A 14,015-nucleotide genomic window follows, 5' to 3' on the forward strand; every position below is an offset into this window, starting at 1 on the left:
ACCAAACTAGACGAAACTCAAATGTATTGATGTGTCATTACTGCGAACTCGCAGTTTTAATGCATTGTTGACATAAAACCTCGCAATTTCTGTGGGAACCGCTATTTTGGAATGAGATTTGCTAGCCACTTAACAAGCTAAAATGCGTAGCAACCTAACGCTCTTAATCACTAGGACACGACTGTGCTGAAACCAAACATTATTAAAACCAGTGAAAATCCCCTGCAAACCATTGAAGTCGATGTGTACGACGAGTACGGCGAAAAACTGACAAAGCAAATCGCGTGCGAGCGTCCTCTTACGGTCATGCTGAACTGGAAAGAAGTGGTCACGCTCATGACGCTAGGTTCGCGTCCAGAAGCACTAGTACTGGGTTATTTAAAAAACCAAAGCTTCCTGTCCGACCCAGCCGCGATTGAATCCGTTATTATTGACTGGGAAACGCATTCCGCAGCGGTGATTACTAAAGAAAACACTGAACACTTAGAAGGCGCCCTGAAAAAGAAAACCGTCACCTCAGGTTGTGGCCAAGGCACTATGTATGGCAACGTGATGAAGCAGCTTGAAAATTATCAAGTGCCTCAAGTTCCTCTTAAGCAGTCAGAAATTTATTCTGCGCTGGAAGCGTTAACTCATTACAACGACACCTACAAAAAAGCGGGCGCAGTACACGGCTGTGCGGTTTGCAAAGGTAATGAAGTGTTGTCATTTGTGGAAGATGTCGGCCGTCACAACGCAGTGGATACACTTGCAGGTGAGATGTGGCTCAAAGAAGAAACAGGTGAAGATAAAATTTTCTACACAACTGGTCGCCTTACATCAGAGATGGTGATTAAAGTGGCTCAAATGGGCATTCCTGTTCTGCTTTCTCGCTCTGGCGTTACTCAAATGGGGTTAGATCTAGCGAAGCAATTTGGTATTACAACCATTGCGCGTGCGAAAGGTTTGCGCTTCCAAGTGTTTACAGGAGCCGACAAGGTTGAATTTGATGTAAAAGGCAACCAATAACACCTTTTCAGTGTAAACTAAAACCAATAATGCGGATTCACAGAGGATGTGGACTATGAATAATGACCAATTGTGGAATTTTCTGCTTACGCCCAGCGGTATCATGCTTTCTATGATTATTACCTTTGGCGTGGTCGGGCTCTATGCGTATATAACCGGTCAGTTTAAGGATTAAGGCCAAATATCAAAAAAGCCTCGCTAAATAGCGAGGCTTTTGCTTTTTAAACGCTTTGCGAGTAATTACGCGTCAACACCACGAGATTTTAGGAACTCAGAGTAAGTGCCTTTAAAGTCTGTGATTTTACCATCGCGGATTTCGATAATACGCGTTGCTAGTGAGTCTACGAATACACGGTCGTGAGATACGAAGAACAACGTGCCTTTGTATTGCTCAAGCGCAGTGTTCAAAGATTCGATCGATTCCATATCCATGTGGTTGGTTGGTTCGTCCATTAGCAACATGTTTGGCTTGTGCATCATCAGCTTGCCAAGCAGCATACGACCTTGTTCACCACCAGACAGTACTTTTACTGACTTCTTAATGTCGTCTTGGCCAAACAGCATACGACCTAGGAAACCACGAACGACTTGCTCGTCATCACCTTCTTGACGCCATTGACCCATCCAATCCGTTAGGTTCATGTCTTCTGCAAAGTCATGCGCGTGGTCTTGCGCGTAGTAACCGATGTTTGAGTTTTCAGACCATTTGTACTCACCCGCACGCGGTTCAAGCACACCAGCAAGCGTGTTTAGAAGTGTTGTTTTACCCACACCGTTCTCACCGATGATCGCAACGCGCTCACCCACTTCAAAAATTGCATTGAAGTCTGAGAACAAGTCCTCTTCGAATCCTTGGCTTAGGTTTTCAACAATCAGAGCGTTACGGAACAGCTCTTTCGACTGTTCGAAACGAATGAATGGGTTTTGACGGCTAGACGCTTTAACTTCATCCAGTTTGATCTTGTCGATTTGCTTAGCACGAGATGTCGCTTGTTTTGCTTTCGATGCGTTTGCAGAGAAACGAGCAACGAACGTTTGTAGCTCAGCGATTTGTGCTTTCTTCTTCGCGTTGTCGTTTAGTAGACGTTCGCGAGCTTGAGAAGCCGCAGTCATGTACTCATCGTAGTTACCTGGGTAAACACGTAGCTCACCGTAATCCAAATCAGCCATGTGCGTACATACTGAGTTTAGGAAGTGACGGTCGTGCGAGATGATGATCATTGTGCAGTTACGTGCGTTTAGCGTGTCTTCCAACCAACGGATAGTGTCCATATCCAAGTTGTTGGTTGGTTCGTCAAGAAGCATCACATCTGGGTCTGCGAATAGAACCTGCGCTAGAAGCACACGAAGTTTCCAGCCTGGTGCTACTTCACTCATTAGACCGAAGTGCTGCTCCATTGGAATACCCACCGCAAGAAGAAGTTCGCCCGCTTTGGCTTCTGCCATGTAGCCGTCCATTTCCGCAAACTGAACTTCTAGGTCAGCCACTTTCATGCCGTCTTCTTCACTCATTTCAGCAAGTGAGTAGATACGGTCACGCTCTTTCTTCACTTCCCATAGCTCTTTATGACCCATGATAACGGTATCGATTACCGTAAATTCTTCGTAAGCGAACTGGTCCTGGTTCAGTTTTGCAACGCGCTCGTTTGGATCGTAGCTTACGTTACCACTGGTTTGCTCAAGCTCGCCGCTGAGGATCTTCATAAAGGTTGATTTACCACAACCGTTAGCTCCAATTAAGCCATAGCGATTGCCTTCGCCGAACTTAACTGAAATGTTTTCGAATAGCGGCTTAGCGCCGAATTGTTGAGTAATATTCGCTGTGGAGATCAAAACCTTTACCTTAGCAATTGGGGTGTATTTAGAAAAACCGGGCAACGGTACTTGTTCATGCTACATACTGCAAGTGTTGTTTTTATTAATTCACTCCAAGTAAAATCATTGTAAGGTTTCTAAGAAGCAAAAGCGCAAACATAAATGCGTCATTAAATACAAAAAAGAGCCACTATCGTCAGTGGCTCTTTTTCCATTAATACTTCAAAAAAGTGACTAAGCGATGTTCGTCACCTCTAGGATCAGTTCGGCTTTTTTAGGTAAATAAATACTGAATTTACTGCCTTTTCCCCATTCAGACTCTGCTTTTAACTCACCACCCGTTTGGCTGAGAATACTTTGGGAGACCGATAGCCCTAACCCTGTGCCTTCTCGTTTCGTTGTGTAAAATGGCGAGAAGATTCGACTCAAGTTTTCTGGTTTAATACCGCAGCCCTCATCGATAACATGAATCGCGGCTCCTTTCACTTCTCCCTCGTCAATCCAGTCTTCACTGACTACTGTTAACATGCCTTTACCGCTCATTGCGTGAATGGCGTTCATTTGCAAATTAACTAAGATTTGTAGCAAGTGGTGACGGTTTATCTCAACGGACGTATGCGCTTGTAGGTCAGTCACAAACTCAACGTCGCGTTTCTTGGTGCCAGTTTTAACCAAGGTGATGCTTTCATCAATGATAGGATTGACATGTTGCCAAGTGATTTCATCTTGAACACCGCCTTGGCGACTGTATTGCAATAAACTGCGTGTGATATTGCGGATACGATCAATTTGCGCGTGAATCGCATCAATTTCTTCTTGTACTCGACTTGCATCGTCACCCAATTCAAAATGGATCAATTCTACGTTGCCAAGAATCACGGCGGTTGGGTTATTAATTTCGTGAGCAATCCCCGCGGTGAGTTCTCCCAATGCTGCCAGTTTTTCATGAACAACGAGTTTGTCGCGAGTTTGGTTAAGCAATTGAATATGCAGCTCAAGATCTTGGGTTTTTTCTCTCAGGCTTGCCGTACGCTCTTGAACTTTGCATTCAAGTTGAGCTGTGGAGTTTTTCAGTTCAATTTTGCGCTCTTCTAGCGCGTCTAACATATCATCAAACTGTCTGGCTAACTGCGCAAGTTCATGATCGGCATCTAATCCTAACGGGCCAATCCGTTTTTCTTTACCTTGTTGGACCTGCTTCACCACTTTGTGAATGCGTTCGATCGGTCGAAACAGATCATAAGAACCGCGATATACCATCACGCCAGAAACCAGCAATAACATAACCGTAATCAAGCTGATTTCGGCAATGTTGGTCATGTAGGCTTTAACGAATGGCCACATTAGGTAACCGGTATAAAGCATACCAATGACGTTGTCGTATTGGTCTTTGATCGGTTGATACGCCGTAATATACCAAGCGTCATACACATATGCTCGGTCAACCCACTGTTCACCCTTCGAAAGTACTTGGTTATACACTTCTGCGCTCACGCGAGTGCCTATGGCGCGCCCTAGTCTATGATCGCTGTCTAGAGGAACGTTGGTGCTCACACGCAAATCATCGAGAAATACCGTCAACGTACCCACAGGGCGAAGGCGGTCATTATCACTTAAGTAAATGAGATCGCGGATTTGATCCACCAGCACTGTGCTGTTGTTAAGGAGCAAACCACCATCAAGAAAGCCGATCAAATCGTTCGCTTGGCTGTATACCGGAATCACGGTTCGACTGACTAACCCACGCACTTCCCTGTCACCATCAGCAAGAATAGGCACTTCAGCTCGTTTGGCGAGTTCAGGATCGAGGCGTTCGAGTTCTTCTTTATTGAGTACATCAAAAAACGATTCGCGCTTGGTGAGATCCATAAAGCGGAATTTGTTTTCCATGGAATTAACGCGTTGGAAAGAGAGAAAATCTAAAGCATATCTTTTCTTCTGCTCTGTGACCCACTTTTGCAGGTCACCTTGTGGCGTTCCTTGATTAATGCGAATACGGAAATCGTACGAATCGGCAAACGCCCGCACGTAATTGGCTTGCTTTTGCTGTAACAACGTTACGCTGTTATTTGCAACACCAAGACGCTCCGAGACATCAAGCAGCGCATTTTGCCACGTGTAATGAATAGACCAATAAATGGTAATGCCGATCAGAGCTAACAATGTGAGGAAAATCGGCGCAGAGGTTAAGAATAACAAGCGATAACGCACCATGGTTTTAAAACGGTGCGTCCATTTTGACAATCCTTTGTACTGTGGGCCGTTAGTCGGCATATTCCTCATCCTCAGAATCCCATTCTTTGTATTTACGTTCTAAGGTCTTGCGAGCTACGCCCAAGTCACGAGCAGCAGCAGACTTATTGCCTTCATGCAAGTTAACGACTTGTTTAATATGTGCTTTCTCGACTTCTTTTAACGTCCAGCTGTTTGGATAGCCTTCGCCAGTAAATTCTTTGCCTTCTCTAAAGGTTGGTAACTCAGCAGAGTGAGAAACAGTAATCGATACATTAGGCAGTGAATGCCCGCCATTCAGCTCTCGCCAATAGTGTGCAGGTGGTTTGCCAAGCAAGATACAACGCTCAATCAAGTTTTTCAGCTCACGAATGTTTCCCGGCCAATCGTACTCACTCATGGCTTCCATGTCCTCGTGCGCCCATTTGGGCGCAGGCATACCGAGCTCGCGCGTCAGCATGTTGCTGAAAAATGGCACCAACTCAAATAAGTCGGTTTTGCGCTCTCGCAGCGGACACACTTCAATTTTCAGAACGTTTAAACGGTAATAGAGGTCACTGCGGAAATTACCTTGATTGACCTCTTCTTGCAGGTTTCGGTTGGTTGCCGCTACGATACGGACATCAATACTGATCTCTCTTTCTGAACCGACAGGGCGAATCGTACGCTGCTCTAACACACGTAATAATGATGCCTGCATTGCAAGTGGCATCTCCCCGATTTCGTCAAGAAATAAGGTGCCACCGTTAGCAACACGGAACAAACCTTCACGCGATTTTTTTGCACCGGTAAACGCGCCCGATGTATGACCAAACAACTCACTCTCTAAAAGCTCAGGTGCAATCGCGCCGCAGTTGATTGGCACAAACGGGCCCGTTCTCCCACTCGCCTGGTGGATACCTCGTGCAACTAGCTCTTTACCCGTACCCGACTCACCTTCCACCAAAACAGAAGCGCGTGATGGTGCAAATTGGTTAATAAGTTGCTTAAGCAGGCGCGTTTTTTCTGAGCCGCCGATGATCTCTGAGGTATTGTGACGTTGGTAATCGCGTGTCATGGCGTACTGCATGCGTTCGTTCAAACGGCGATCCATACAGCGACTGACCGCTTTTAACATCTGCTCAAGGTTGAATGGTTTGAGGATAAAGTCGGAAGCACCGAGCTGTAGCGCTCGAATGGCAATTTCTAAATCCGCATAACCCGTCATAAAAATCACATCGGCACGTTTGTCATCATCTTCAAACGCTTCTTCCCACTCAATTCCAGAACGCCCTGGCAGATTAATATCCAGTAAGATCAGATCATAATGTCGAGAATTACGCAGTTGTTCTGCTTCTTCGATGCTACCAGCTGTATCGACATGTGAAAAAAGCTTACCCAATGCCTTTTTCAAGATGGCTTGCATGCCTAATTCATCATCGACGACCAGTACGGAAAAGGCGCTATATTGTTGGTTTGTACTAAGATGGGATTGAGTAGACATATTTACCCCAGATGGATTTCGATGGGACAGAGTGTACCAAGTTTAAACAGAGATACCCTACAAAAAGTGCGACATTTTGTACCAACGCAAACTTTTATGCAAATAACCCCATGATTTAGTGCATAAACCAAGCACTTTAAGCTTGTAAAAGGTTGGCATCTTGTTTGCTATAAGGTGGATACGGAGCGCATTTAAGTGATCTCAGGATGTTGATGTTTGCTTATTCCAACACCCTGAGACAACTTGCGTATTACGCTAATCGCTCTCGTCCAAAAAGGCTTCTCCCTAAAACCTGGAGAGATTCCAAAGAATCATTGGAAAGGAACACATAAAAATGAAAAAAATTGCGCTAACTCTGGCTGCAACGTCAATCACGCTTGTAAGTTACTCTGCGTTTTCTGCTCAAGACGGAGAACACGTTCGCCTTGCAACCACAACCAGTACTTACCATTCAGGTTTACTTGATTACCTGCTTCCACAATTTGAAAAAGACACGGGCTACAAAGTCGATGTTATTGCTGCAGGTACTGGTAAAGCCTTAAAAATGGGCGAAAACGGTGACGTAGATTTGGTGATGACACATGCACCAAAAGCTGAAGGCGCATTTGTTGAGAAAGGCTACGGCGTTTTACCTCGCAAGCTAATGTACAACGACTTTGTGATTGTAGGCCCGAAAGCTGACCCAGCAACAATCAAAAATGACGAAGGCGTGTTAGATGTATTCAAAGAGATCGCAAACAAAAACGCAACGTTCATCTCTCGCGGCGATGATTCTGGTACACACAAAAAAGAAATGGGCTTCTGGGCTCAAACTAAAATCGAACCGAACTTTGGTGGCTACCGTAGCGTAGGTCAAGGTATGGGCCCAACTCTAAACATGGCGTCTGAAATGCAAGGCTACACCATGACGGATCGCGGCACATGGCTGGCTTACCAAAACAAATTGGATCTAGAAATTCTGTTCCAAGGCGATGAAAAACTGTTTAACCCGTACCAAGTTATTCTTGTTAACCCTGAGCGTTACCCAACGATTAACTACCAAGGTGCGAAGGCATTCAGTGATTGGTTGGTAAACCCTCGCGGACAGGAACTTATCAATGGTTTCCGCCTAAACGGTAAACAACTGTTTGTTGCGAATGCTGAGAGCAAATAACGCAATATGAATCTTGCTGATACAACACTGGAAGCGCTTCGCTTACTGGTGAATTTTGATGCAGACCTATGGGAGATCGTTGCGGTCTCCTTTAGTGTTTCTATCACGGCAATATCCCTAGTGGTATTGCCGGCTATTTTGATGTCCTTTGTACTGGCGTATACCGACTTTCGCGGTAAATGGTTTTTGTTGTCGATCGTAAATACGCTGCAAGCGGTCCCTACCGTGGTGATTGGCCTGTTGCTGTACATGTTGCTGTCGCGTGCTGGCCCTTGGGGAGACTGGCAAATGCTGTTCACTCAGAAGGCAATGATCTTCGGCCAAATGGTGATCTGCTTCCCTGTTTTGGTATCGATGATGCATGGTGCATTACAATCTAGCGACCGTCGTGCAGTGGAAACTGCCATCACGCTGGGCGTCTCCATTCCGCGCTTGGCAGCTACGATGATTTGGGAAACCCGCTTTCCTCTACTTGCGGCTATCATTGCAGGGTTTTCACGTATCGTGACCGAGGTGGGCTGCTCAATGATGGTTGGTGGTAACATTATGGGCGTGACGCGAAATATTCCCACGGCTATCGCAATGGAAAGCAGTAAAGGTGCTTTTGCGCAAGGAGTTGCATTAGGAATTGTATTACTATCTTTAGCGTTGGCTCTAAACTTCTTCTTATCAAGTATGAGAGGCAAAGGCTACCTCAGAACATAGAACATGAAGCAAACAAACGACTCACCATTAACCCCATGTCGAGGCGAATTATGACTATAAAAATCACCGCCGAACAGTTATCCATGCGCTTTAAAGAGCGTGTGCTTTTCCACATCCCTGAGTTAGCCATCGGCCCAAATGATGCCATTTATCTCAAGGGTGACAATGGTGTGGGCAAAACTACCCTACTCAAAATCCTTGCTGGCTTGCTCAAACCCTCTACTGGCGATGTTGTTGCGCCAAAAGATACGTGGCTGAAAAAACTGACGCGTCGCAATGGTCGTGTCGATGTGATTTATCTCCATCAATCCCCTTACCTTTTTGACGGCACTGTATATGAAAACGTAGTCTATGGAGTGAAATATCAACAAGACACGCAAAAAGATAAGCGAGCTCAAGTTATTCACGCGCTGCGCATGGTAGGTTTAGAAACCTTAGCGGACGAACATATTTCCGTGTTGTCCGGCGGTGAAAAACAGCGCGTTGCCATGGCAAGGGCTTGGATCTTAAAACCGTCGATTTTGTTGATGGATGAGCCAAGTGCGTCTTTAGACCAAGAATCCATTGAACGATTGGTGGTGATGGCGAAAGATCTTTTGGATCGTGGTTCCAGTATCGTGGTGACAAGCCATCAGGCCAACGCACTGACCGACTTATGTAAAAAACAGTGGTGGATTAAAGACAAGACTTTGATAGAGTCTCCTCTGTTGTATGTCATACCAAAAGAAACATCCCAAGAGAATGCATATGCTTCAACCAACACAAACTAGTTGGGTCATTTTGGCTGGTGGCCAAGCCAGCCGTATGGGTGGAAAAGATAAAGGTCTGATTGAGTTAAATCAGAAGCCACTCATCGAACACGTTATTGAACGTTTATCTCCACAAACTCCACGCATTTTAATTAATGCCAACCGAAACCAAGATGCGTACAGCAAATTTGGTTTCGTATTTAGTGATCAATTCAAAGATTTCCCTGGGCCTATGGGCGGTATTCACGCGGGTTTGATGCATGCTGAAACTGACTGGGTCGGATTTGTACCTTGCGATAGTCCACAAATTAACACCGACCTTGTCGAGCGTTTCTGCCAGTTTGTCAAAGAAGACAGCGATATTTTGGTCGCGCATGATGGTGACCATCAGCAACCTGTTTTTACGCTCTACCACAAGCGCGTACTGCCAAAACTCACCGCATTTTTAGAACGTGGCGACCGCAAAATCATTCTACTCTACAAAGAGTGCAATACCAGTTACGTTGACTTTAGCGACTCACCAAACTGTTTCGTCAACTTGAACACTCCGGAAGAACTGGCGCAATTTGGACAATTAGAATCATGAAACACACGCTAAACATTCCTATTCTTGGTTTTGCAGCTTATTCAGGCACAGGCAAAACCACGCTACTTGAAGCCCTATTGCCAAAACTGACTGAAGCAGGTTTACGCATTGGCATGCTAAAACATGCTCATCACAACTTCGATGTCGATAAGCCGGGTAAAGACAGCTACCGTTTACGCAAAGCTGGCGCATCTCAAATGCTGATTGCTTCTCGCAACCGTTTTGCGTTAATGACAGAAACGCCAGAAGCCGAAGCGGAGTTTGAATACCTATTAACACGTTTTGATGAAGACATGCTTGATGTGGTTTTGGTCGAAGGCTGCAAAAACATCGCGTTTCCTAAAATCGAATTGCACCGTGAAGAAGTCGGCAAGCCTTGGCTTTATCCAAACGATGAAAACATCATCGCTATCGCTTCAGACGGCGGCGAGTTGGACTCTGAACTGCCACAAATGAACATCAATGATCTTGAAGCGATTGCTCAGTTCGTTATTCAGTATGTTCAAGAAGCGAAAGTACCAAAAAACAAAGAGAAAGAAGCCGCATGTTGCGATACCCTTTCTCCTGCTTTCCTTTCTGTGGTTCAAGGCCAAGAGAAAATCCTTTCTTTGGTGAACACGGTTTCGGAAATAGAAGCATGCAAGATTGAAAACGCCTATGGCCGCGTTCTTGCGGAACATATCGTTTCACCAGTAAATGTGCCGCAATACACCAACTCCGCGATGGACGGTTATGCCATCCGCAGTGATGATGTTGACCGTGATAGCTACCAAGTGGTTGCTGAAGTGATGGCGGGCCATGCTTACGAGCAGCCTCTGGAAGTTGGTCAAGCAGTTAAGATCATGACTGGCGCACCAACACCACGTAACGGCGATACAGTGGTCATGCGTGAGCAAGCCATTCAAGAAGGTGACAAGGTCACTTTTAACGGTGCGAATATCAAAGCAGGCCAAAACGTTCGTCAAGCAGGTGAAGATCTCGCTATCGGCAGTGACGTCTTTACCGCAGGTACTCGCCTCGCCTCTCCAGAGATGGGCATGATCGCTTCGCTTGGCTTTGGTGAAGCGAATGTATTCCGCAAATTGAAAGTTGCCGTGTTCTCCACCGGTGACGAAGTACAAGCACCGGGAACAGAGCAAAAAGCGAATTCTATCTACGATTCCAACCGTTTTACCATCATGGGCATGCTTGAAAAGCTCGGCTGCGAGATCTTGGATTTCGGTATTCTGGAAGACAACGAACAGTTAATGATTGAAGCGTTGGAAAACGCATCGGCGCAAGCGGACGTGGTTATGACTTCTGGTGGCGTATCTGTTGGTGATGCGGATTACATCAAACTTGCCTTGGATAAACTTGGTCAAATCGATTTTTGGCGAATCAACATGCGTCCGGGACGTCCACTCGCGTTTGGTCAAATCAACAACAAGCCGTTCTTTGGTCTGCCGGGCAACCCTGTTGCCGTGATGGTCTCTTTCATTAACTTTGTCGAGCCTGCACTGCGTAAGATGCAAGGCGAACAAGGCTGGAAGCCTCTGAAAGTGAATGCCATCGCGACTGAAAACCTTCGCTCTCGACAAGGTCGTACCGAGTTTAGCCGTGGCGTCTATGAACTGGATGCAACTGGCCGTTTAACCGTTCGTACAACAGGCAAGCAAGGCTCTGGTATTTTGCGCTCAATGAGTGAGGCAAACTGTTTGATCGAAATCTCCCCAGCTATTGATACAGTAAAAGCGGGAGAAAGCGTGACAATTATCCCACTTCAAGGCAGAATCTAGCTCAAACTAGAAATTCAAAGGTCAGCGAGTCTGGCCTTTTTGTTTAATACAGAAACCTTTTCAGAGAGACAGCTATGGCTCGCACCATTCTTTACACTTACAAAGACCAAGACAAAGAACTGACATTCTCATACCAGCAACACCGCAACATTCAAGAAGCAGTTGCCGAGGCAGAAGGTATCGATATCACTGAGTTCCTAAAGATGGAGCAACAAATCGAAGCAGTGTCTGACACTAAAGCAGTGCGCAACTACCGCGACAACTACTTCAGAAAATTAGGCTTTAGTAAAATCACCCTAGCCCAAAAAGAAAACCTAGGCGTAGGCAAAAAGAACAAATAAGCTTAGCTGTAAACAGAAAACTCGCGATTCGTCGCGAGTTTTTTATGCATGCTATTTTTTGTTCGTGCTCTATACCCAAGCATATAGAAGTTACTTGGGTATATAAGTTACTTCGATATACAAGTAAAAGCCCCGTTTTACCTCGATGGTCTAAACGGGGCTTTAAATTTCTTCTTACTTTGTATCGAGTAAGGTTTCAGTCACTACTTGATGTTTAAGAACGCAGCGCCGCGTACACCACCTGAATCACCGTGTTTTGCTTTGATGATCTTAGGACACTTAGCTACAGACAATAAGTGTTTAGGGATGCGTTTTGGCATCTCTTCGTAAATCAATTCGAAGTTAGATAAGCCTCCACCAAGTACAACGGTGTGTGGGTCTGTTGCAGTAAACAGGTTTGCAAAGCAGATTGCTAGCAGCTCCATAAAGCGCTCGACGTGCTCTACTGCTTTCTCTTCACCCTCTGCGTGCGCTTTAATAATGTCGATCGCTTTCTTCTCTTCGCCGTAGTAATGCGCGTAAAGAAGCTCGAAACCACGACCAGATAGGTAACTATCTAAACAGCCTTTGTTGCCACAGCCACAGCCAAGTAATGGTGCGTTTTCGCCCAGGTGGAACCATGCGTCGATAGGAAGACGTGTGTGACCCACCTCACCCGCTACGTGGTTGCGGCCAGAGAATACTTTACCTTCGTAGATAAAGCCACCGCCAAAACCAGTACCAAGGATCAAACCTAGTACAGATGGTTCATCTTGAAGATCTTCGTCCCACGCTTCAGAAAGCGCGAAACAGTTTGCATCGTTTTCAATTTTTACGCTGCGACCGATTTTAGCTTCCAGATCAGCACGAAGTGGTTTGCCTTTTGCCGCAGGAACGTTAACTGTTAGTACCGTTGCATCATCGGCGTCTTCCATACCTGGCAAGCCAAGACCAATCGTACCTTCGCAGCCAAACTCTGTATCGTATTTATTCACCAATTCCGCAATGGTATCAACCAGCAGCTCGTAGTTGTCTGTTGGTGTAGGTACACGTTCCGTCGCTACACGCTCAAGCTTCTCGTTAAATGCACCAAATTCAATTTTAGTGCCACCGACATCAAAGCCGTAATACATGTATTTCTCTCCTAAAAAATGCTTCAAACGACTCTCAAAAATGGCTAGAGTCAAAAGTATAAACTGATGGCATTATCCATATCTGTACGCCTGCAAACCGTGACCGAATGCAGATTTATCCCCTCACCGAAGCCAGTTGAACAACATACCATCAACAAAAGCTCATTCCTTAGAGTCAGCTCTCGGTTTTCATCCACTCTTTGAAACGTTTCAAGTGTGGCTGGTTAGGGTCGCTTTTGACTCGAGTCTTGCTCAGCATGTAAGTTTCTCTGAAGGCTTCAAACCACAATTGAAGGCATTCCGCAGCTTTAGGCTCACCAGCTTGTTTTAAAACTAATGTCGCGACTTCGGCGGTTGAAAGATGCTGATCATTCTCGGAGCGGCGCATGATGTATTCAGACAGAGATTCCGGCTCAATGGAAAGCACAGGCAAAGATTTAAGAAAATCAGAACGACGGAATATCTTTCGTGCCTCACGCCAGCTACCATCAATAAAGATCAGCAACAATTTTTTGTTCTCGACATCTTCTTTTACCAATCGCCCTGGCTCTAGATCTTCAATTAAACGAGAGGGATCATCCACATAGTCTGCAGGAAATACAATCACCGGTTGATAACTGTCATCCTGTAGTAGCGCTAGCATCTCTTCAGACGGTTCTGTTCGGTTCCATTGATACACGTAAGTCTCTTGAATCGTATCAGCGATTAGACGACCGGTATTACTTGGCTTAAACACTTCGTTTTCAGAAACAATCAACATACATGCAATATTGGCCTTGATGTTTGGCTGAAGGTCGCACAAACAGTGTTGCTCAGAAACCTGGCAATATTGGCAACGAACCACTTTACATCCACGCGCGTTGAAAGGCTTGGTTGAGATAGATTGTCGGTACTGATATAAACGGTGGAAAGCGTGAATTCTCATGGTAAGTAATGCCAAGTAAAAAGTAGAGCGCGATTCTACTGATATTATGGCTTCGCCTCAAGATAAGCCCATCAGCAGTGTGTTGAAATAATTTCACTCTTATCTCGGTCATAGATAAAGAAATAAATAAG

12 protein-coding genes are annotated in these 14,015 nt (G+C 45.4%); 7 read left to right on the forward strand and 5 right to left on the reverse strand.

The window, feature by feature from the left end:
- Positions 1-183 precede the first annotated feature (183 nt).
- Positions 184-1,008, forward strand: coding sequence for a formate dehydrogenase accessory sulfurtransferase FdhD (locus R7R24_RS10110; RefSeq protein ID WP_017820681.1), 825 nt, complete (start codon positions 184-186; stop codon positions 1,006-1,008).
- A 240-nt stretch (positions 1,009-1,248) separates the two neighbouring features.
- Here the strand turns inward: R7R24_RS10110 and R7R24_RS10115 are convergent, their stop codons facing one another.
- The 3 genes from R7R24_RS10115 to R7R24_RS10125 all read right to left on the reverse strand — a co-directional run bounded on the left by R7R24_RS10115 (position 1,249) and on the right by R7R24_RS10125 (position 6,538).
- On the reverse strand, positions 1,249-2,841 hold the full coding sequence (locus R7R24_RS10115; RefSeq protein WP_017634911.1) for an ABC-F family ATPase: 1,593 nt from the start codon (positions 2,839-2,841) through the stop codon (positions 1,249-1,251).
- 216 nt (positions 2,842-3,057) lie between these two features.
- Complete coding sequence (locus R7R24_RS10120) at positions 3,058-5,097, reverse strand: cache domain-containing protein (protein WP_191116139.1); 2,040 nt, start codon at positions 5,095-5,097, stop codon at positions 3,058-3,060.
- Positions 5,087-6,538, reverse strand: coding sequence for a sigma-54-dependent transcriptional regulator (locus tag R7R24_RS10125; RefSeq protein ID WP_017820677.1), 1,452 nt, complete (start codon positions 6,536-6,538; stop codon positions 5,087-5,089). The genes R7R24_RS10120 and R7R24_RS10125 overlap by 11 nt, the downstream gene beginning before the upstream one ends.
- Positions 6,539-6,872: 334 nt before the next feature.
- Here R7R24_RS10125 and R7R24_RS10130 point away from each other — a divergent pair, with 334 nt between their 5' ends.
- The 6 genes from R7R24_RS10130 to R7R24_RS10155 all read left to right on the forward strand — a co-directional run bounded on the left by R7R24_RS10130 (position 6,873) and on the right by R7R24_RS10155 (position 11,847).
- Positions 6,873-7,691, forward strand: a complete 819-nt coding sequence (locus R7R24_RS10130) for a substrate-binding domain-containing protein (RefSeq protein ID WP_005389522.1) — start codon at positions 6,873-6,875, stop codon at positions 7,689-7,691.
- A gap of 6 nt (positions 7,692-7,697) precedes the next feature.
- Positions 7,698-8,396, forward strand: coding sequence for an ABC transporter permease (locus R7R24_RS10135; protein ID WP_005389524.1), 699 nt, complete (start codon positions 7,698-7,700; stop codon positions 8,394-8,396).
- A 50-nt stretch (positions 8,397-8,446) separates the two neighbouring features.
- Entirely contained in the window at positions 8,447-9,166 is a 720-nt protein-coding gene (locus tag R7R24_RS10140) for an energy-coupling factor ABC transporter ATP-binding protein (RefSeq protein WP_017634914.1), read from the forward strand.
- Positions 9,144-9,731, forward strand: coding sequence for a molybdenum cofactor guanylyltransferase MobA (gene mobA, locus R7R24_RS10145; RefSeq protein ID WP_005377572.1), 588 nt, complete (start codon positions 9,144-9,146; stop codon positions 9,729-9,731). The genes R7R24_RS10140 and mobA overlap by 23 nt, the downstream gene beginning before the upstream one ends.
- Positions 9,728-11,506, forward strand: coding sequence for a bifunctional molybdopterin-guanine dinucleotide biosynthesis adaptor protein MobB/molybdopterin molybdotransferase MoeA (locus R7R24_RS10150; RefSeq protein WP_191116138.1), 1,779 nt, complete (start codon positions 9,728-9,730; stop codon positions 11,504-11,506). The genes mobA and R7R24_RS10150 overlap by 4 nt, the downstream gene beginning before the upstream one ends.
- 74 nt (positions 11,507-11,580) lie before the next feature.
- A complete protein-coding gene (locus R7R24_RS10155) occupies positions 11,581-11,847 on the forward strand; it encodes a DUF2960 domain-containing protein (RefSeq protein ID WP_005377584.1) in 267 nt (88 codons plus the stop codon).
- Positions 11,848-12,050: 203 nt separating this feature from the next.
- On the opposite strand, the gene nagK is transcribed toward R7R24_RS10155, so the two are convergent.
- Complete coding sequence (gene nagK / locus R7R24_RS10160) at positions 12,051-12,959, reverse strand: N-acetylglucosamine kinase (protein WP_005377586.1); 909 nt, start codon at positions 12,957-12,959, stop codon at positions 12,051-12,053.
- Between the two features lie 175 nt (positions 12,960-13,134).
- A complete protein-coding gene (locus R7R24_RS10165; protein ID WP_054730066.1) occupies positions 13,135-13,884 on the reverse strand; it encodes a tRNA-uridine aminocarboxypropyltransferase in 750 nt (249 codons plus the stop codon).
- Positions 13,885-14,015 lie beyond the last annotated feature (131 nt).

It is taken from the genome of Vibrio sp. 704 (genome assembly GCF_033339295.1).

What these genes read in the sequence shown, in the direction of transcription:
- R7R24_RS10155 (WP_005377584.1), top strand. Translation starts at nt 11,581, where the DNA reads ATGGCTCGCACCATTCTTTACACTTACAAAGACCAAGACAAAGAACTG.
- R7R24_RS10150 (WP_191116138.1), top strand. Translation starts at nt 9,728, where the DNA reads ATGAAACACACGCTAAACATTCCTATTCTTGGTTTTGCAGCTTATTCA.
- nagK (WP_005377586.1), bottom strand. Translation starts at nt 12,959, where the DNA reads ATGTATTACGGCTTTGATGTCGGTGGCACTAAAATTGAATTTGGTGCA.
- R7R24_RS10165 (WP_054730066.1), bottom strand. Translation starts at nt 13,884, where the DNA reads ATGAGAATTCACGCTTTCCACCGTTTATATCAGTACCGACAATCTATC.
- R7R24_RS10135 (WP_005389524.1), top strand. Translation starts at nt 7,698, where the DNA reads ATGAATCTTGCTGATACAACACTGGAAGCGCTTCGCTTACTGGTGAAT.
- R7R24_RS10140 (WP_017634914.1), top strand. Translation starts at nt 8,447, where the DNA reads ATGACTATAAAAATCACCGCCGAACAGTTATCCATGCGCTTTAAAGAG.
- R7R24_RS10125 (WP_017820677.1), bottom strand. Translation starts at nt 6,538, where the DNA reads ATGTCTACTCAATCCCATCTTAGTACAAACCAACAATATAGCGCCTTT.
- mobA (WP_005377572.1), top strand. Translation starts at nt 9,144, where the DNA reads ATGCTTCAACCAACACAAACTAGTTGGGTCATTTTGGCTGGTGGCCAA.
- R7R24_RS10130 (WP_005389522.1), top strand. Translation starts at nt 6,873, where the DNA reads ATGAAAAAAATTGCGCTAACTCTGGCTGCAACGTCAATCACGCTTGTA.
- R7R24_RS10120 (WP_191116139.1), bottom strand. Translation starts at nt 5,097, where the DNA reads ATGCCGACTAACGGCCCACAGTACAAAGGATTGTCAAAATGGACGCAC.